Annotated in this window: 18 protein-coding genes; 7 read left to right on the top strand and 11 right to left on the bottom strand. The window is 73.1% G+C overall.

The genetic code is table 11. The features are described 5' to 3' along the window. Positions 1-50 precede the first annotated feature (50 nt). The 5 genes from ABT360_RS28185 to ABT360_RS28165 all read right to left on the bottom strand — a co-directional run bounded on the left by ABT360_RS28185 (position 51) and on the right by ABT360_RS28165 (position 5,930). Positions 51-749, bottom strand: a complete 699-nt coding sequence (locus ABT360_RS28185; protein ID WP_351822344.1) for a DedA family protein — start codon at positions 747-749, stop codon at positions 51-53. 168 nt (positions 750-917) lie between these two features. Then, on the bottom strand, positions 918-1,358 hold the full coding sequence (locus ABT360_RS28180; RefSeq protein WP_351822350.1) for a DoxX family protein: 441 nt from the start codon (positions 1,356-1,358) through the stop codon (positions 918-920). Positions 1,359-1,419: 61 nt separating this feature from the next. Beyond that, on the bottom strand, positions 1,420-3,267 hold the full coding sequence (locus ABT360_RS28175) for an FAD/NAD(P)-binding protein (RefSeq protein ID WP_351822341.1): 1,848 nt from the start codon (positions 3,265-3,267) through the stop codon (positions 1,420-1,422). A 240-nt stretch (positions 3,268-3,507) separates the two neighbouring features. Next, the gene (locus tag ABT360_RS28170) at positions 3,508-5,184 is read right to left on the bottom strand and encodes an alkaline phosphatase D family protein (protein WP_351822339.1); all 1,677 of its coding nucleotides are present in this window, start codon (positions 5,182-5,184) and stop codon (positions 3,508-3,510) included. A gap of 101 nt (positions 5,185-5,285) precedes the next feature. Further along, the gene (locus ABT360_RS28165) at positions 5,286-5,930 is read right to left on the bottom strand and encodes an HNH endonuclease family protein (protein WP_351822336.1); all 645 of its coding nucleotides are present in this window, start codon (positions 5,928-5,930) and stop codon (positions 5,286-5,288) included. Positions 5,931-6,119: 189 nt separating this feature from the next. Between ABT360_RS28165 and ABT360_RS28160 the strand changes: the two genes are divergently transcribed. Beyond that, entirely contained in the window at positions 6,120-6,902 is a 783-nt protein-coding gene (locus tag ABT360_RS28160) for an ABC transporter permease (protein WP_351822333.1), read from the top strand. A gap of 195 nt (positions 6,903-7,097) precedes the next feature. Continuing rightward, positions 7,098-7,682 (top strand): TMEM165/GDT1 family protein, encoded by a 585-nt coding sequence (locus ABT360_RS28155; protein ID WP_351822330.1) that lies wholly within the window; start codon positions 7,098-7,100, stop codon positions 7,680-7,682. Positions 7,683-7,718: 36 nt separating this feature from the next. Here the strand turns inward: ABT360_RS28155 and ABT360_RS28150 are convergent, their stop codons facing one another. Beyond that, positions 7,719-8,387 (bottom strand): HAD-IA family hydrolase, encoded by a 669-nt coding sequence (locus ABT360_RS28150; protein ID WP_351822327.1) that lies wholly within the window; start codon positions 8,385-8,387, stop codon positions 7,719-7,721. A 224-nt stretch (positions 8,388-8,611) separates the two neighbouring features. Further along, positions 8,612-8,866 carry a peptidoglycan-binding domain-containing protein gene (locus ABT360_RS28145; protein ID WP_351822324.1) on the bottom strand — a complete coding sequence of 85 codons (255 nt, stop codon included), beginning with the start codon at positions 8,864-8,866 and terminating at the stop codon, positions 8,612-8,614. A 10-nt stretch (positions 8,867-8,876) separates the two neighbouring features. Between ABT360_RS28145 and ABT360_RS28140 the strand changes: the two genes are divergently transcribed. Further along, a complete protein-coding gene (locus ABT360_RS28140; RefSeq protein ID WP_351822322.1) occupies positions 8,877-9,437 on the top strand; it encodes a hypothetical protein in 561 nt (186 codons plus the stop codon). A 330-nt stretch (positions 9,438-9,767) separates the two neighbouring features. Continuing rightward, entirely contained in the window at positions 9,768-11,816 is a 2,049-nt protein-coding gene (locus ABT360_RS28135) for an MDR family MFS transporter (RefSeq protein WP_351822320.1), read from the top strand. Here the strand turns inward: ABT360_RS28135 and ABT360_RS28130 are convergent. Next, on the bottom strand, positions 11,813-12,307 hold the full coding sequence (locus ABT360_RS28130; RefSeq protein WP_351822318.1) for a GNAT family N-acetyltransferase: 495 nt from the start codon (positions 12,305-12,307) through the stop codon (positions 11,813-11,815). The genes ABT360_RS28135 and ABT360_RS28130 overlap by 4 nt on opposite strands. A 107-nt stretch (positions 12,308-12,414) precedes the next feature. Between ABT360_RS28130 and ABT360_RS28125 the strand changes: the two genes are divergently transcribed. Beyond that, a complete protein-coding gene (locus tag ABT360_RS28125) occupies positions 12,415-13,056 on the top strand; it encodes a hypothetical protein (RefSeq protein WP_351822315.1) in 642 nt (213 codons plus the stop codon). Beyond that, positions 13,056-13,754 carry a hypothetical protein gene (locus tag ABT360_RS28120; protein ID WP_351822312.1) on the top strand — a complete coding sequence of 233 codons (699 nt, stop codon included), beginning with the start codon at positions 13,056-13,058 and terminating at the stop codon, positions 13,752-13,754. Before ABT360_RS28125 ends, ABT360_RS28120 begins: the two co-directional genes overlap by 1 nt. Positions 13,755-13,761: 7 nt before the next feature. On the opposite strand, the gene ABT360_RS28115 is transcribed toward ABT360_RS28120, so the two are convergent. Next, entirely contained in the window at positions 13,762-14,430 is a 669-nt protein-coding gene (locus ABT360_RS28115) for an O-methyltransferase (RefSeq protein WP_351822309.1), read from the bottom strand. Positions 14,431-14,606: 176 nt separating this feature from the next. After that, positions 14,607-15,872: a cytochrome P450 gene (locus ABT360_RS28110; RefSeq protein WP_351822306.1), complete on the bottom strand. Its 1,266-nt coding sequence runs from the start codon at positions 15,870-15,872 to the stop codon at positions 14,607-14,609. A 266-nt stretch (positions 15,873-16,138) separates the two neighbouring features. On the opposite strand from ABT360_RS28110, the gene ABT360_RS28105 reads away from it, so the two are divergent. Beyond that, the gene (locus ABT360_RS28105; RefSeq protein WP_351822303.1) at positions 16,139-17,308 is read left to right on the top strand and encodes a steroid 3-ketoacyl-CoA thiolase; all 1,170 of its coding nucleotides are present in this window, start codon (positions 16,139-16,141) and stop codon (positions 17,306-17,308) included. 65 nt (positions 17,309-17,373) lie between these two features. On the opposite strand, the gene ABT360_RS28100 is transcribed toward ABT360_RS28105, so the two are convergent. Next, on the bottom strand, positions 17,374-17,775 hold the full coding sequence (locus tag ABT360_RS28100) for a transglycosylase SLT domain-containing protein (protein WP_351822300.1): 402 nt from the start codon (positions 17,773-17,775) through the stop codon (positions 17,374-17,376). Between the last annotated feature and the right edge of the window lie 231 nt (positions 17,776-18,006).

Raw genomic sequence — 18,006 nt, 5'->3', positions numbered from 1 at the left:
AGGTGCGGTGTCCAGGCGTCACGAGCCCAGCAAGATCCGAACGAGAGGCCCTAGGAGACCGCCGACGGGGAAGGCGCCGGTGCCCGTGCCGGCGCCGGGAGGGTTGCCGGCGCCGGGGTGGGGCGCGGGCTCGGTGCCGGGGTCGGGCCGACTGCCGTGGCCGGTTCGGCCGGCCGGGGCGGGGCCGGGGGGCGGCGTATGACGTAGGCGGCCAGGGCGCCCGCCAGGAAGAGAGCGAGGATGGAGACCGCCACGCCGGTCCAGGTGGCGCCCAGCCACTGGCCGCCGAAGTAGCCGAGCCCGACGCTGTAGGAGGCCCACGCCACCCCCGCGAGGGCGGACCAGGGAACGAACTGGCTGGCCTTGCGCCGAGTCGCACCCGCGCCCAGCGAGACCACGGAGCGCCCGGCCGGGGCGAACCGCGCGATGACGACGAGGACGCCGCCGCCACGCGCCAGAGCCGCGCCGAGACGTTCCTGCGCGGTGGTCAGCCGGCGCGACCGGGCGATCAGCCGGTGCAGGCGGGACCGCCCGCGCCACGCGAGGCGGTACGCGACGAGGTCACCCAGCAGGGAGGCGGTGGCCGCGCACAGGGTCAGGGCGAGGAGCGAGCCGTTCCCCGTCGCGGCGACCGTCGCGGCGGTGATCACCAGGATGCCGCTCGGCAGCACCGGCAGGAACACGTCCAGGAGGACGGACACGGCGACAGCCGTATAGATCCATGGGCCGGCGGCCACGCTTTCGAGCACCTTCACTCCCCGGTCCCGTGAAGCCGGTCCCGTGACGTGGGTGGCGGCTGGACTGGCCGAAAGCGTACGCCGGAAGCCGGGTCGGGGGATCACCCGGGCGGCGGACCGGCGGCGACCGGGTGAGCCGACGGCGCCGCGCCCGGGTGAGTGGGCGGTTCGTACGGCTTGCTACGCGGTGACCGGCTCGCGCTTCGGGTCGGCCGCCCGTGAGGACGAGAAGAGGCTGTCCAGCGACAGCGCGCCCGGGCCCGTGAAGACCAGCAGGAGCAGCGACCAGCAGTAGACGGCCGCCAGCTCGCCGCCGTTCTCCTTCGGGAACAGGCCCATCGGCTGGTGGACCTTGAAGTAGGCGTACGCCATCGCGCCCGAGGCGATGAACGCGGCGGCACGGGTGAACAGGCCCAGCAGCACCAGGCCACCGCCGACGAGCTCGATGACGGCCGCGTACCAGCCGGGCCAGGTACCGGCCGGGACGGTGCCACCGGTACCGCCCGCGCCGCCCAGGACGCCGAAGAGCGACGCGGCGCCATGGCACAGGAACAGCAGGCCGACGACTATCCGGAACAGACCGAGCACGTAGGGGCGGTATTGGTCGAGCCGCGCGCTGATGTGGGACATGGGGGTCCTTCGGTTGGGGACGGAACCGACTGAGCCCTCAGGTTAGGGAGTCCTAATCGATACTTGCAAGTTCAACATCTGGACGTTCCGCTTCCATGGTGGAGCAGGCGCGGAGGGCGGCTCGAGCCACCGCGTCCGTGTCGGCGAGGGTCACCGAGTCGACCCCTGGCCGGGCACCTGCCGCCGTCACCCAGTGCACTCCTTCCGTGGGCACCCCGAGGGCGAAAACTGCCTGGTGGGCTCGTCCCTGACGGTTGATCAGGCGGTACGGGGAAGGGGTGACGTCCAGCCCTCCGGTGTCGTAGCCGTCGACGACGTGCGTGCGGCACTGGCCGGAGTCGAGCATCCCGGCGAGCAGTGCGTCACCGGTGCGCCTCAAGTCCGGGTCCGGTAGCCGGGCCTCGATCAGTGTGGTCGCCGCCACGGCCGATTCCGGCACATCCGGAGATTCCGCTACGAACACTCCGTCTTCGGGGCGAATCCGCATACGGGGGCCGATCACGTCCAGTACGCCCGCCTCGATCAGGGCCGTCATCTCCTCGATGCGGCGGCGCGGCGGGCCGATCGACAGGAAGGCGTTCAGCGGCGTGTACCAGCGGTCCAGGTGGTCCCGGCGTGAGGCGCCCGGCAGACCCGCGTGGTCGACGATCAGCCGCAGCTCGTTGCGGATGTCGCGCAGCACGTCCAGCGCCGCCTTCACCGGACCGGCCACATTGCCCAGCGCGGCGTCGGCCGCGTCCCGGCGCAGATGCGCCAGCAGCCAGGCGCGGAAGTCCGCCGGCGACCGAAACGTTTCGCCCGCGTACGGGCGCGAGATCCGCTCCCAGGACCACCGGGCGCTCGGCGGCACGGCGTACGCGTCGAGAGTGGCCGCCGGGGCCGTCAGGAAGCGGGTGCGGAAGCCCCTCGGGCGCTTCAGCAGCACCTCGTAGTAGGTCGTCTCGACCTCCTTGGCCACCAGAGGCCATATCTCTTCCAGGAAATCCGGTGGGTCGCCCGCGTCCGCCCGCTTGCGGAACCTCTCGATGACGTCCGGCGTCAGCAGCAGGGGCTCGTGCCGGGCCGACGCGCCCTTCTCGTTGTCGCCGCGCGCCTGGTACGGGACCCCGCGCCGCGAACCGGCGTACAGCCGCGGCTCGCGCCCCGACGGGCGGTAGGCGCATCCGCCCCTGTCGTCGCGTACGAAGACCCCGCCCCGGCCTTCGGTCAGCAACGCCATGTGGTCGAAGAAGTTCAGGCCCAGCCCCTGCAGCAGTACCGGCTCACCGGGGGCGATCGGCGACAGGTCGAGGTCCGCCGGGTTGGCGGGCGGGAAGTGCCGCAGCCCGTGGCGCGCCGCGTACGCGCCGAGGTGCGCCGACGACGGGTCACCGGCGGTCGGCAGGTGACCCTGGGCGAGAACGACCGCGCCGAGGCCGGTGAGGACCGTGCCGTCGTCCAGGACCAGCGTCTGCGGGCCGGTGCCCTCCAGGCGTACCGCACGTGCCCCGTGGACCCGCACGGTCACCTCCGGCGGCGCCTCGGCCACCGCGCGGGCGAACGCCCACGACAGATAGGCGCCGTAGCAGGCGCGGGTGGGGTAGTCGTCGGGGCCGAGCCGGTACGAGCGCGCGGCGGCCCACTCGTACAGGCTCGGCCCCCGGCGTATCGGGCCCTCGCAGCTGACGCTCTCGTCGGTGAAGACCGTCACCTGGCACGCCACCGTGTTCATCAGCAGCTCGGCCGGCTGGTCGGTGCGCCAGACGCGCCCGGCGCCCGGCGGGGCCGGGTCGACGACGTGGACGGTCAGCGGCGTTCCCGCGGCCAGTTCCGGGACGGAGGCGCAGAGCCGTTCGAGTACGGACGTACCGCGGGGACCTGCACCGACCACGGCGATGGCATGGGGAACTTCGGACGACAAGACTCGGACTCCCGGGGCAGGGGGCGGTGCTGGGTTGCCCGCGGGCGGCAGGCGGAAGTCATCATGCCGTTGCCGCGCCCCTCGCCGAACCCCTGCCCGGAAGAACACGATCCGCTATGGGTGGGATTGCGGGAGCCCTGAACCGGACGTTCACCGGACGTTCACACGCCGGGTGGCATTCACAGGCCGAGTGGCAGGGCTCCCTCTCCCCGGGTGCGCCCGCCCGCCGGGGCGCGCTCCTCAGGCTTCGTCCGTCAGCGGCCGCTCGTGCACGGTCCTCAGCTCCGCGTCTCTCCGGTCGCCGCCGCGCGCCGCCGCGTGCTCCAGTCGCAGCCGCGCCGACCGCCCTCGCAGCGTCAGCGTCATCAGCTGGTTCCCGAACCAGGGCCCGCCCGTCCGGCGCCAGTCCACGACCGGCGGCCCCGTCCGCCCGTGCCGCATCAGCGCCCGCCCGATCCGCCGCCCCGCGCGGCTCCAGCTCAACCGGAACGCGAGGCGCAGCACCGCCGGGATCCGGTTGTGGGCGGGCGAGCAGGTCAACTGGACCACCCGGGCGGAAGGGGGGCCGGAGCCCTCCGGCCATTCGGGCTCGGCGACGTACGCGTGGTGCACGTCACCCGACAGGACGCACACCGTCGCCGGGGCGTCCGGCCCGCTGCCCGCCTCCGCGAGCAGCCGCGTCAGCCGCTCGAAGGAGTCCGGGAAGGCCGCCCAGTGCTCCAGGTCGGCGCCCCGGCGCACCCGTTCCGACAGCCCGGCCCATCGGGGGCCCCGCTCGCCGCGGCACAGCGCGGCGTTCCAGGTCTCCGCGCCGTGCATCATCGGGGCCAGGAGCCACGGCAGCGAGGCCCCGACCAGCAGGTGGTCGCAGGAGTTCGGGTCCTTTGTCATCTGCTCGACCAGCCACCGCTCCTCGTCCTCGTCGTGCATCGCCCGCTTGTGCTCGTCCAGCACGCGCCCCGCCCGGCTGTCGACCATCACGAGCCGGGTCCGGCCGAAGTCGCGGCGGTAGCTCCAGCGCACCGAGGCCGGGTCCGCGTCCGCCTCGGCGGCGAACCGGCGCAGCAGCTCCGTGCCGTCCGGCGCGGCGCGGACGGCGGCGTACAGCGGGTCGGCGTCCAGTTCGTCGAGGGAGAGGTTGCCCAGGTGCTGGTGGACCCAGTACGACATCAGCCCGCTGAGGATCCGCTCCCGCCACCATCCGTTCCGGCGCATGTCGGCGACCCACGAGGCGCTGGTGTTCCAGTCGTCGATCACGTCGTGGTCGTCGAAGATCATGCAGCTGGGGACGGTGGACAGCAGCCAGCGCACCCCGGGGTCGAGCCAGGACTCGTAGTAGAGGTGGGTGTACTCCTCGTAGTCCGCGACCTGCGCCCCCGGTTCCTCGCGCAGGTCCCGGCGCTCGGCGAGCCAGCGGCGGGTCGCCTTCGAGGTCTCGTCCGCGTACACCTGGTCGCCCAGCAGGAGCAGCACGTCGGGGCGTTCGGCGCCGGGGTCGGCGGCAAGCCGGGTGGCCAGGGTGTCGAGGGCGTCCGGGCCGACCGGGTCGTCCCCGCCCGCGGGGGGCGCCGCCCAGCGGCACGACCCGAAGGTGACGCGCAGCTCGTCGGCGCCGGGCCGGGGCGTGGTGATGGTGCTGGCCGGGTAACGGTGGCCGGGGTCGGTGGGCGGCCATACCGGACGGTCGTCGAGCAGGACCTCGTAGGGGGTCGTGGACCCGGGGGTCAGGCCGGTGACCGGCACCAGGGCGTAGTGGTGCCCGGCGATCTGGAAGGTCCGCACGCGGCCGCCCGCACCGTCCGCGCACCGCACCTCGGCCGTGCAGGGCCGGTCGGCCTCGACCCAGACCGTCGCCCGGTCGCCCCGGTCCCAGTCGACGTACCGCAGGAGCGGTCCCAATCGCAGTCCCGCTGCCATGCCCGGCCTCCTCCGTCGCCGCCGACGCCGACTCCGTCGGCCCGTCCGTACTTCTGTACGGTACGGGGCGACGGAGGGGTACGGAACCGGAGGCGCGCGGGTCAGCAGCCGTTCAGCACGGACTGCAGGGCGCTCTTCTCGGCCGAGTCGACGCTCAGGTTCCAGTGGTGCTTCACCTGCACCCACATGCGGGCGTACGTGCAGCGGTACGCGGTGCGCGGCGGCAGCCACTCGGCCGGGTCGAGGTCGCTCTTGGCCTGGTTGACGTCGTCCGTGACCGCGATGAGCTGCGGGCGGGTCAGGTCGTTGGCGAAGGCCTGGCGCTGCGAGGTCGTCCAGCCGTTGGCGCCGGACCGCCAGGCCTCGGCGAGGGCGACGACGTGGTCGATGTCGAGGTCCGATGCCGCGCGCCAGGTGACGCCGTCGTACTCGGAGTACCAACTCCCGCTGACCGCCGCGCAACCGGAGTCCTGGACGACGTTCACGCCGTCGCGCTTCAGGACCACCTCGCGGGTGTTGCAACTGCCCGACTGCGTGCTCCAGTGCGGGAACAGATCGCGGCTGTAGCCGCTGGAGGAACCTTCCGCCTTGACCGTGAGCTGCCCGAGGTACGTACGGGCGGTGGCGGCGCTGACCGGGGTCGGCGGGGCGGCCTGGGCTGCCGGGGCGGTGGCCAGGACGCCGGTGACGGCGAGGGCGGCGGAAGCGGTGAGCACGGCTGTGCGACGCGCGTAGACACCGGACATGGTGACTCCCTTGGGATGTGGGGGTGTTGGCCGGATCGCCCGCTCGGGCGGCTCGGTCATCGTGGAGGCGCCAGGTTGCCCCTGGGGATGCGCCGGGTTACAGAGTGGCGACATGTGCACGTCACATCAAGGGGTGTGCCCGGTTTCTGACGTCCCGGCACCTGGCTTGTCCGGCTTTAGGGTTGACGTGTGCTGCTGCCCGTCAACGCCACGTTCGCGGCCGTTCTCGCCGTCCTGCTCGCCGTCGCCGCCACCGTCGCGGCGCTCGCGCACCTCCGGGCGCCGCGCGAGATCGTCACCGCGGGGGTGCGGGCCGCGGTGCAGCTCGGCGCCGTGTCGCTGGTCATCGGATGGGTGGTGCGCTCGCTGCCGCTGCTGCTCGCCTTCCTGCTGCTGATGTACGCCGTCGCCGTACGCACCGCCGGCCGCCGCGTCACGCCCAACGGCACCTGGTGGTGGGCCGCCGTGCCCATCGCCGCCGGGGTCGTCCCGGTCGTCGGCGCGCTGGTGCTGACCGGGCTCGTCCCGCTCAAGGGCATCGCCCTGGTGCCGGTGGCCGGCATCCTCATCGGCGGGGCGCTCACCGCGACGGTGCTCGGCGGGCGGCGTGCGCTGGACGAGCTCGGGACGCGGCACGGCGAGGTGGAGGCGGGGCTCGCGCTCGGGCTGCCGGCACGGGACGCGCGGCTGGAGGTGGCCAGGGAGGCGGCGGCGGACGCGCTGCTGCCGGGGCTCGACCAGACCAGGACGGTGGGGCTGGTCACGCTGCCGGGGGCGTTCGTCGGGATGCTGCTGGGTGGGGCCTCCCCGCTGGAGGCCGGGGCGGTGCAGTTGTTCGTGCTGGTCGGGCTGATGGCCGTGCAGGGCGTCGCGGTGGCGGCGGTGCTGGAACTGGTCGCGCGGGGCAGGCTGCACCGGCGCGAGGGGCAGCCGCGCCGATCACGTACCCTGGACGGAGCAGAAGGGGAGTAGCTCTTCGCCGGACCGTCGACATACTGCTGGGCCTCGCGCCCGGCCGGCGCCCGGAGGCACGCTGTGACAGGCGGGCCAGCGAGACCTTCGGCAACAGCAGTGCCATGCCCCATTCATGGTGCCGCCGTGCCGAAGCGACCCCTGACACGTCTCTTCTCGGTGCGGCGGAGCCCGACCGATTGAGGAATCCATCCCGTGCTCAGCCTCACGATCATGGCGATCACCTTCGGCGTCGTCTTCCTCGCCGAACTTCCCGACAAGACCGCTCTCGCCGGCCTCGTGCTGGGCACCCGGTACCGGGCGTCGTACGTCTTCGCCGGTGTCGCCGCCGCCTTCGCCGTGCACGTGGTGCTCGCCGTGGCCGCCGGCAGCGTCCTGACCCTCCTCCCGCAACGGCTGGTGCAGGCCCTGGTCGGCGTGCTGTTCCTGGCGGGCGCGGCGGTGCTGCTGCTGAAGAAGGGCGACGAGGGCGAGGAGAACATCAAGGCCCCGGCCGACCAATCCTTCTGGAAGGTCTCCGGGGCGGGCTTCATGCTGATCCTGGTCGCGGAGTTCGGCGACCTGACGCAGATCATGACCGCGAACCTCGCCGCCCGCTACGACAACCCGCTCTCCGTCGGCCTCGGCGCCGTCCTCGCCCTGTGGGCGGTCGCCGGGATCGGCATCCTGGGCGGGCGGACGCTGATGAAGTACGTACCGCTGCGGCTGATCACCAGGGTCGCCGCCTGCCTGATGCTGGCACTGGCCGGCCTCAGCCTGTACGAGGCGCTGGCGCCCTAGGGCCTCTCGTTCGGATCTTGCTGGGCTGGCCAGCGGTCACGCCGTGACGTGGAGGCGGATCGTGCCGTCGGCGCCGTCCGCCTCCACGCGCACGTGCGTCAGATCCGGTACGTGTACGTCGGGGGCGAACGCGCCCGCGCGCGGGCCGACGCCCACGACCCGCATCCCGGCGGCGCGCCCCGCCCGGACACCCGCCTCCGAGTCCTCGAACACCACGCACTGCGCGGGGTCGAAGCCCAGCTCGGCCGCGCCCTTCAGGAACCCCTCCGGGTCGGGCTTGCTCGCGCCCACGCACTCCGCGGTGACCCGCACCCGAGGCATGGGCAGCCCGGCCGCGCCCATGCGGGCCCGGGCGAGCGGCGCGTCGGCGGAGGTGACGAGGGCGTGCGGAAGCGCGGCTATGGCGGCCATGAAGGCGGGCGCGCCGCCGACCGGCACGACGCCGTCCAGGTCGGCGGTCTCCTCGGCGAGCATCAGGCGGTTGTCGGCGTGGTTCTCCTCCATGGGGCGGTCCGGGAGGAGGAGGGCCATGGTGGCGTACCCCTGGCGGCCGTGGACGACCTTGAGCGCCTCTTCCGGATCGAGCCCGTGCCGGATCGCCCAGCGGCGCCAGCAGCGCTCCACCACGGCGTCCGAGTTGACGAGCGTGCCGTCCATGTCGAGGAGGAGGGCCCGGGCGGTCAGGACGGAAGGGGCGGCCGGCATCGGCGATCTCCACAGGGAGGGGGGGAAAGGGTACGAAGTGGCCCGCCCGCCGGTCAGGGTATACGGGCGGGACCACTTTGTTCCTCCACGATACAAAACCGTCCGGCCCAGCGCCAGTCCGCCCGCCCGGGCGCCAGTCCGCCCGCCCGGGCGCCGGTCCGCCCGCCCAGCGCCGGCCCCCCCCGCGTACCGCCCTGCTCGGCGTGCTCGCGCCAGGGCGCCGTTCAGCGGCCCGTCGTCTCCGACTCCAGCCACCGGCGGGTCTCCGGCCCGTACACGCCCCACCCGTCGCTCCACAGGTCGCGGGCCTCCTGGTACTGGCCCACGCCCCATTCGACGTCCTGGTTGTAGCGGCCGTTCATCGGCCCGTCGTACAGCCCCGCCTCCCGCAGGCGGTGCTGGAGCTCCGCGACCTCCGGCCCGCGGTCGCCGCGCCGCAGCGTCACCGGCTCGTCGTCCGTCGGCTCCGCACTCGGCACCCGGCTCCGGGTGGGCGACGCCGAGGACCCGGCCGCCGGACCGGTCGGGCCGCTGCCCGGGGACGGCGCCGCCGACTCCGTGGCACCCGGCACGGCAATGGCCAGGGACGCGGAGACGGTGGCCGGCGCGGAGGCGGACGGGGACGCCGATCGGGACGCGGACGCCGACGCGGACGCAGACGTGGACGCCGAGGCGGACGGGGACCCCGAAGGCGCCGACGGCACGGACGTCCGCGAGGGCCCCTCGGGTGCCCCGCTCGGCCACGCGGGCGCGCTCGGCGCCAGGTCGGGCAGTACCCGGTCCGCCTCGCCGTCCCCGCCGAACAGCCCGCCCGCGAAACCCGCCGCGCCCACCACCGCGACCACCGCCGCCACGGTGCCCACCACGGCGTACGGGCGGCGGGCACGGCTCCGGGACCGCGCCGCGGCCCGTAGCTGCGCCCTGGTCCCGGCGCGTGCGCCACGCGGGGAGCCCGCCTCCTCCAGCGGCACCAGCTCGGGCTCCAGCGGCACGTACAGCGGCATCGTGGACGGCGGCACGGCGGACGGCGACACGGCGGACGGCGCGTGAGGCGCGGGCGGCGCACCGCCCTCCTCCGCCTGAAGGTTCACGTACGGACGTATCCCCAGCGTTTCCTCCGTGGAGGCACATCTGCAGTCGCCGTCGCACTCAGGACAGAACTGTCCCGTCAATGTGGGCCCCTCCCCTTGAACTGCGAGCGATTATGCAGCCCGCCGGGGCACCCGGAGGACCACCCTCCGCGCCTCCCTCCCCGCTCGGCGGGCCGTATCGGGACGAAGCACCCAGGATGGGATGAGGAAACAAGGGGTACGCGTCCGACCCGCCGCCCGCCCGCGCGATGACGGCCCGCGAGACGACGAGGGAGACGAGGGAGAAGCCATGGCGCAGGAAGTGTCCACCCCGGCCACCAGCCCCGCGCCGGGCCAGGGACAGAACCGGCGTACCGTCCTGGTCGCCATCGGCGCCCTGTTGCTCGGCATGCTGCTGGCGGCGCTCGACCAGACCATCGTCTCCACCGCCCTGCCGACCATCGTCAGCGAACTCGGCGGCATGGAGCACCTGTCCTGGGTCGTCACCGCGTACATGCTCGCCTCGACCGCCGGCACCCCCCTGTGGGGCAAGCTCGGTGACCAGTACGGCCGCAAGAAGCTCTTCCAGACGGCCATCGTCATCTTCCTCATCGGTTCGGCGCTCTGCGGCGTCGCGCAGAACATGCCGCAGCTCATCGCCTTCCGCGCCGTGCAGGGCCTGGGCGGCGGCGGGCTCATGGTGCTGTCCATGGCGATCGTCGGCGACCTGGTCTCGCCGCGCGAGCGCGGCAAGTACCAGGGCCTCTTCGGGGCCGTGTTCGGCGCCACCAGCATCCTCGGACCGCTCCTGGGCGGCCTGTTCACCGAGCACCTCTCCTGGCGCTGGGTGTTCTACATCAACCTCCCCATCGGCGTCGTCGCGCTCTTCGTCATCGCCGGCGTGCTCCACATCCCGGTGCGCGCCACTCGCCACACCATCGACTACCTCGGCACCTTCCTCATCGCCTCCGTCGCCACCTGCCTCGTCCTCGTGGCGTCCCTCGGCGGCACCACCTGGGCCTGGGGCTCGGCACAGATCATCGGCCTCGCCGTCCTCGGCGCCGTCCTCCTCGTCTGGTTCGTGCGAGTCGAGCGGCGCGCCGCCGAGCCCGTCCTGCCGCTGAAGCTGTTCCGGATCCGCACCTTCACGCTCGTCTCGGTCATCAGCTTTGTCGTCGGTTTCGCGATGTTCGGCGCGATGACCTACCTGCCGACGTTCCTCCAGGTCGTACGGGGTGTCACCCCGACCATGTCCGGGGTGCACATGCTGCCGATGGTCCTCGGCATGCTGCTCACCTCCACCGGCTCCGGCCAGATCGTCAGCCGCACCGGCCGCTGGAAGGTCTTCCCCGTCCTCGGCACCGCCGTCACCGCCGTCGGGCTGGTCCTGCTGCACCGGATGAAGGTGTCCAGCTCCGACTGGGAGATGAGCCTGTACTTCTTCGTCTTCGGAGCCGGACTCGGCCTGGTCATGCAGGTCCTGGTGCTGGTGGTGCAGAACGCCGTCCCGTACGAGGACCTCGGCGTCGCCACCTCCGGCGCCACCTTCTTCCGCTCCATCGGCGCGTCCTTCGGCGTGGCCATCTTCGGCACCGTCTTCACCAACCGGCTCACCGGCAAACTCGCCGACGCCCTCGCCGGCCGCGAACTGCCGGCCGGTGCCGGACCGGACCAGCTCGCCGCCGACCCGCGCGCCATCGCCGAACTCCCGCCCGACCTGCGCCCCGGCGTGCTGAACGCGTACGCGACGTCCATCACCGACGTCTTCCTGTACGCCGCGCCCGTCGTCGCCGTCGCCTTCCTCGTCGCCTGGCTGCTGAAGGAGGACCGGCTGCGCGGCGCGGTCACCGCGCCCGACCCCAGCCAGACCGTCGCCTCCAACCCCGTCGAACGCTCCTCGTACGACGAGTGCGCCCGCGCGCTGTCGGTGCTCGGCTCCCGCGAGGGCCGCAAGGCGATCTACGAGAAGATCACCGCGCGCGCCGGGCTCGATCTGCTGCCCGCCGCCAGCTGGCTGCTGCTGCGCGTCCGCCGCCACGGCACGGTGGAGCCCGGGCTGCTCGCCGACGTAACCCCCGTGCCGATCCGGATCATCACCGAGGCCGCCCGGCAGCTGGAGGAGCGGCACCTGGTGCGCCGCGAGGGCCTCCAGCTGATGCTGACCGACCAGGGCGTGGACGTGGCGGTCCGGCTGGCGCACGCCCGGGAGGAGTCCCTCGCGGAGCTGCTCGGCGACTGGTGGGGACCGGAGCGGCCGACGGACCTGGTGCAGCTGGTCGAAGAGCTGACGGCCGAGCTGTGCGGCTCCACCCAGGAACGGCCGCGGGCCCCCGAACCCCGTCGCAACCACGCGCTCTAGCGGCCGGTCAGCTCCTTGCCGTACCAGACGTCCATGTACGGGCCCTCGCAGTACGCGGGGATCTCGCGGTACCCGCGGCGGGTGTACAGGGCGCGCGCCTCGACCAGGTCCAGGCGGGTGTTGAGCACCATGCGCCGGGCGCCCAGTTCGACGGCGGCCGATTCCAGGGCGTCCAAGAGGAGCGTGGCGCCACCGGTGCCGCGGAAGGCGGGGCGTATGAACACGCGGGTGAGCTCCGCCCGCTCGGCGTCCAGCATGAGCACCCCGCCGCAGGCCGCGGACTTGCCGTCCGCCCGGCCGACCAGGAACTGACCGGTCGGCGGGGTGAGTTGCTCCACACCGTCGCCGGTGAGCCCTTCGTCGACCTCCGCCGCCGTCGCCGGCCGGCGCCAGTAGCGGCTCGCGACCTCGTCGTAGTAGTCGCGGCGCAAGGCGGTGGCATCGGGGGTGTCGTAACGCTCGGGGCGGATGGTCCAGTTGGTGCTCGTCATGGTGCGTCTCTATCCGAGGGCCCGCCGTTTGGCCAACGTATTTGCGGCAACACGGCCGTCGAACAGACAGGAAGAGACCCCGACCCCTGGATCGAGGGAAGACAGTCATGTCCACTGTCCTGATCGTCGTCGCTCTGGTCGTCGTCTTCGCCGCCGTGGTCGCCGCCGTGCTGTACGCGGGACCCGGCAAAGCGGCCGGCCGGCGTGGACGAGGGCTGAAGCGGCGGTTCGGCCCCGAGTACGAGCGGACCGTCGCCCGGCACGACGGCGACACCAAGGCCGCCGAACGCGAACTCGCCGAGCGCGTCGAGCGCCACGGCGACCTGCGGCCGCGGCCGCTGTCGCGTGAGGCCCGCGAGCAGTACGTGGCCCTCTGGACGGGCCTGCAGGAGCAGTTCGTCGACGCGCCGCGCCAGGCCGTGGCCGAGGCGGACCGGCTGCTCGCCCGGCTGGCCGAGGACCGCGGTTTCCCGGCGGCCGCCGCGTACGAGGAGCAGGTCGCCGCGCTGTCCGTGCACCACGCCCACCATGTCGACGGCTACCGCCGCGTGCACCGCACCGCCCGCGCGGACGCGCACAGCACGCACATCGGCACCGAGGAACTGCGCGCCGCGATGGTCGACGCGCGGCGGCTCTTCGAGGAGCTCGTCACCGAGCACCCCGAGGACCACGCCCGTCACGCCCCGCGCCGCCAGGCGGGCCGCAGCCACCGGCTGCACGCGCCGTGGCCGAAGGGGAGTGGCGCCTGATGGCCCCGCAGAAGCCGACCGGGCCCGACATCCCCACCGAAGCCGGTGCCCCCCGCGGGGCCGACACTCCGGGCACCGCGCACACGGCCGGCGACCCGCCCGGCATCCGCGTGACCCCGGAGCCCACCGCGCCGCCCACCCCCGACACCCCGCACCGCTCCGGCACCTCCTACCGGGTCGGCACCCTGAACGAAGCCGCGGCCCGGGACGGTGCCGCCACGCCGCCCGCCGGTCCCACCGCCCCGCCCGCCGCGTCCGGCGCCCCGGCCGGAGCCGCCCCGCCCGCCGCGTCCGGCGCCCCGACCGGGACGGCCGCGCCCGTCGGAGCCGCCGCGCCCACCGGGACCGGCACGTCGCACGAGGCCGGTGCCCCGACCGGGGCGGGGGCCGCGCGGCGGGCGGGAGATGTCGCGGGCGTTTCCGCGCCACTGGTGCCGGACGAGGCGCGGGAGGAACTCGCCCGGCGCTTGCAGGAGGCGCTCGCCGGGTTCGTCGACGGGCCGCACCGGTCCGTGAAGGAGGCCGCCGCCGTACTGGACGCGGCCGCCGACCGGCTCACGGCCGCCCTGGCCGACCACCGCCGCGCCCTGCGCGCCGACTGGGAGAGCGACGGCGACGAGCAGCAGCCGGACACGGAGCGGTTGCGGGTCACGCTTCAGGCGTACCGCGCCATGGCGGAGCGCCTGCTGCGCGTATGACGGCCGCTCAGGCCGCCACGCGGGCCAGCAGTATCCCGTCGTAGCCCTTCCCGCCGACCGTCTGGAGCGCCGTCGCATCCAGCCGCGGGTCGCGCGCCACCAGGTCGAACAGCTCACGCGTCGCGATCACCGCCGGGTCCGTCGAGGACTCGTCGGTGATCGCTCCGCCGCGTACCACGTTGTCGACGACGATCAGGCTGCCCGGCCGGGTGAGCCGCAGCGCCCACTCCACGTACCGCGGGTTGTTCGGCTTGTCGGCGTCGATGAAAACCAGGTCGAACGGGCCCACGCCCTCCTCGGCCAGCTTCGGCAGCGTGTCCAGGGCCGCGCCCGTCCGCACCTCGGCCACCTTGTCCAGCCCGGCGCGTGCGAGGTTGGCGCGGGCGACGCCGGCGTGGTCCGGGTTGTACTCCAGTGAGACCAGCCTGCCGTCCTCCGGCAGCGCGCGGGCCAGCCACATGGTGCTGTAGCCACCGAGCGTGCCGATCTCCAGGATCGTGCGCGCGCCCTGCGTACGGGCCAGCAGATGCAGCAGTTTGCCTTGCGGCGGCGTCACGCCGATCGCCGGCAGGCCCGCCGCGTCGCTGTCGGCGAGCGCGGCGGCCAGTGCCTCGTCGGCGGGGGCCAGCATGTCGGTGAGGTAGTCGTCGACGGCGGTCCATCGTTCTTGGCTCATGGAGTCGAACGTATGTCACGGCACCATGCGTCGGTAGCTGTCCACGCCCGGTGAGGGACGCGCTGTGCGTGCGCACCACCGGGCCGACGGACAGCGGTGGGCGGGCTCGGGGGGCCTTCCGGGTGGCCGCTCGGGGTGGCCTTCCACGTGGGCGGCCGGTGGGCGGACGGGGCCGCTCAAGGGGTACGGGGGCCCAGGCCGACCTGGAGCTCCTTGATCCCGTTCAGCCAGGCCGCGCGCAGCCGCCGCGGTTCGCCGGCCAGGCGGAGGCCGGGCAGGCCGTCGGCGATGGCGTTGAAGATGAGGTCGATCTCCAGGACGGCGAGCGACTTGCCGAGGCAGAAGTGCGGGCCGCCGCCGCCGAAGCCGAGGTGGGGATTGGGGTCGCGGGTGATGTCGAAGCGTTCGGGGTGGTCGAAGACCTCCGGGTCGTTGTTGGCGGAGGAGTAGAAGATGCCGACCCGGTCGCCCGCCTTGATCTTCTGCCCGCCGAGCTCGACGTCCTGGGTGGCCGTGCGCTGGAAGGAGACGACGGGGGTGGCCCAGCGGACGATCTCCTCGGCCGCCGTGCGGGGGCGTTCCCGTTGGTAGAGGTCCCACTGCTCGGGGTGCGTGAGGAAGGCGTGCATGCCGTGGCTGATGGCGTTGCGGGTGGTCTCGTTGCCCGCCACCGCGAGCAGGATGACGAAGAAGCCGAACTCGTCACCGGCGAGGTTGCCCTCGTCCTCCGCGGCGACCAGCTGGGACACGATGTCCCTGGCCGGGCACTCCTTGCGGGCGGCGGCGAGGTCCATCGCGTACGAGACGATCTCCATGGCCGCCTCGGTGCCGGCCTCCTCGGTGATGGCGTACTCGGGATCGTCGTACCCCGCCATCTTGTTGGACCAGTCGAAGAGCTTGACGCGGTCGTCCTGCGGGACCCCGATGAGCTCGGCGATCGCCTGGAGCGGCAGCTCGACGGCGATGTTGGTGACGAAGTCGAACGAACCGTCGTCGCCCGCGTGCGCGATCGCCGTCTCCACGATGGAGCGGGCCCGGTCACGCAGGGCGTTCTCCAGGGACCGGATCGCGCGGGGCGTGAAGCCGCGCTGGACGATCTGGCGGACCCGGGTGTGCTCGGGCGGGTCCATATTGAGCATGATCAGCTTCTGGGCGTCGATCCGGTCGCGGCTGATCGTCTCGTTGAACCGGATGATCGCGGTGTTGGTGTTCGAGGAGAACAGCTCCGGGTGCGTGGAGACGTGCTTGACGTCGGCGTGCCGTGTCACGGCCCAGTACCCCTCGTCGTCGAACCCGGATATCCCGCGCGGCTGGGCGCACCACCAGACCGGCGAGGTCTGCCGCAGGGCGGCGAACTCGGGGAGCGGTACGCGGGCGTGGAGGACGTCGGGGTCGGTGAAGTCGAACCCTTCGGGCGGCGAGGGGAGATGGGGGCAGGTCATCGCGGTCTCCATGTCTGACGGCCCATCAGAAGTGTCCGCAACGTAGTAACGGGTTCCACAAGTGGCAAGGGGCGCGCGGGATTCCGTTGCCGCCGGGCGTGCGTGCACGACCCTTGCGTACCGGGGGTAAGTCTCAGCAGACTGGTCCGAGAACTAGAACGCGTACTAGTTCGGGGGCGGCAGGCTCCAGGGGGCGTCCCCGACCACACACAGCCCCCGCGCGGGCGCCGGGACGCCTCGCGGGCGTGCGAGGAGAGGACGAGCCCATGGCCGCGGAACCCGTCATCGTCGAAGCCGTACGCACCCCCATCGGAAAGCGCGGAGGCCGGCTCGCCAACCTCCACCCCGCCTACCTGCTGGGCGAGACCTACCGGGAACTCCTCGGCCGCACCGGCCTGCACGCCGACTGCGTCGAACAGATCGTCAGCGGTACGGTCACCCACGCCGGCGAACAGGCCATGAACCCCGCCCGCACCGCCTGGCTCGCGATGGGCCTGCCGTACGAGACCGCCGCCACCACCGTCGACTGCCAGTGCGGCTCCTCGCAGCAGGCCTCCCACATGGTCGCCAACATGATCGCGTGCGGTGTCATCGACGTCGGCATCAGCTGCGGAGTCGAGGCCATGTCGCGCGTACCGCTCGGCAGCGGTTCCAAGCACGGGCCCGGCAAACCCTTCCCCGACGAGTGGAACGTCGACCTGCCCAACCAGTTCGAGGCCGCCGAGCGCATCGCCCGCCACCGGGGCCTGACCCGGGAGCGGGTGGACGCCCTCGGGCTGCTGTCGCAGACGCGTGCCGCCACCGCGTGGGCGGAGGAACGCTTCAAGCGCGAGACGTTCGCCGTCCAGGTGCCCACCACGGAGGAGGAGCAGCGCGAGGGGCAAGGGATGTGGCGGCTCGTCGACCGGGACGAGGGGCTGCGCGACACCAGCGCGGAGGCGCTCGCCCGGCTCAAGCCCATCATGCCGACCGCCGTCCACACCGCCGGCAACTCCTCGCAGATCTCCGACGGCGCAGCCGCCCTCATGTGGGCGTCCAAGCGCATGGCACGTGCCCTGAAGCTCAAGCCCCGCGCCCGCGTCGTCGCCCAGGCGCTCGTCGGCGCCGACCCGCACTTCCACCTCGACGGGCCCGTCGACGCCACCCGCGCGGTCCTCGGCAAGGCGGGGATGTCGCTCAAGGACATCGATCTCGTCGAGATCAACGAGGCCTTCGCCTCGGTGGTGCTCAGCTGGGCGCAGGTCTTCGACCAGGACCTGGAGAAGGTCAACGTCAACGGCGGCGCGATCGCGCTCGGCCACCCGGTGGGCGCCACGGGCGCACGGCTCATCACCACCGCGCTGCACGAACTGGAACGCGCCGACAAGGAGTTCGCGCTCGTCACGATGTGCGCGGGCGGCGGGCTGGCGACCGGCACGATCATCCAGCGGCTCTGACGGGGAAACGGGAAGGCCCCGGTGAACGTCGTTCACCGGGGCCTTGCGTCGTCATGCGGGACGGCTCAGTACCAGCCGTTGGCCTGCCAGAAGGTCCACGCGCCGCACGGGCTGCCGTAGCGGTCGTTCATGTAGTCCAGGCCCCACTCGATCTGCGTGGCCGGGTTGGTCTTCCAGTCCGAACCGGCCGACGACATCTTCGAGGCCGGCAGGGCCTGCACCAGGCCGTAGGCGCCGGACGAGGCGTTCGTGGCGGTCGGGTTCCAGCCGGACTCGTGCTCCACGATCTTGTCGAAGCACTGGTACTGACCCGCCGGGACCATCTTCTTCGCGATGTCCTGCGCGGAGGCGGCCGATGCCGGGGCGGTGGTGCCCAGCACGGCACCGGTGGCACCCAGCAGCACGGCGGCGCCGGCGGCGACGGACTTGGGACGGGCGGAGAAACGGCTGACGAGCGAGCGGAACACGTATGCGACCTAACGTCGGGGACATGGGGAGTCGCACAGGCATGCCGGAACCACGCCAGGGGCGGGGAAAGGTGGCTGCCAGGGGCGCTGCGATGCGAGCGGCGCCCGGCGACATCACCAGAGAAACAGGGCGGTGCGGCCGCCGCAAGGACCCCTGTTACTAGGCGGAACCGGACTCGGGGCGCAAGGACTCCCCGTACCCCGGCGCGATCAGTGCAGGTCGCCACGGGG

Source organism: Streptomyces sp. NPDC000229 (assembly GCF_040300825.1).
Taxonomy (GTDB): domain Bacteria; phylum Actinomycetota; class Actinomycetes; order Streptomycetales; family Streptomycetaceae; genus Streptomyces.
The sequence above is the reverse complement of the archived record's forward strand: the minus strand, read 5'-3'. Positions and strand labels throughout refer to the sequence as shown.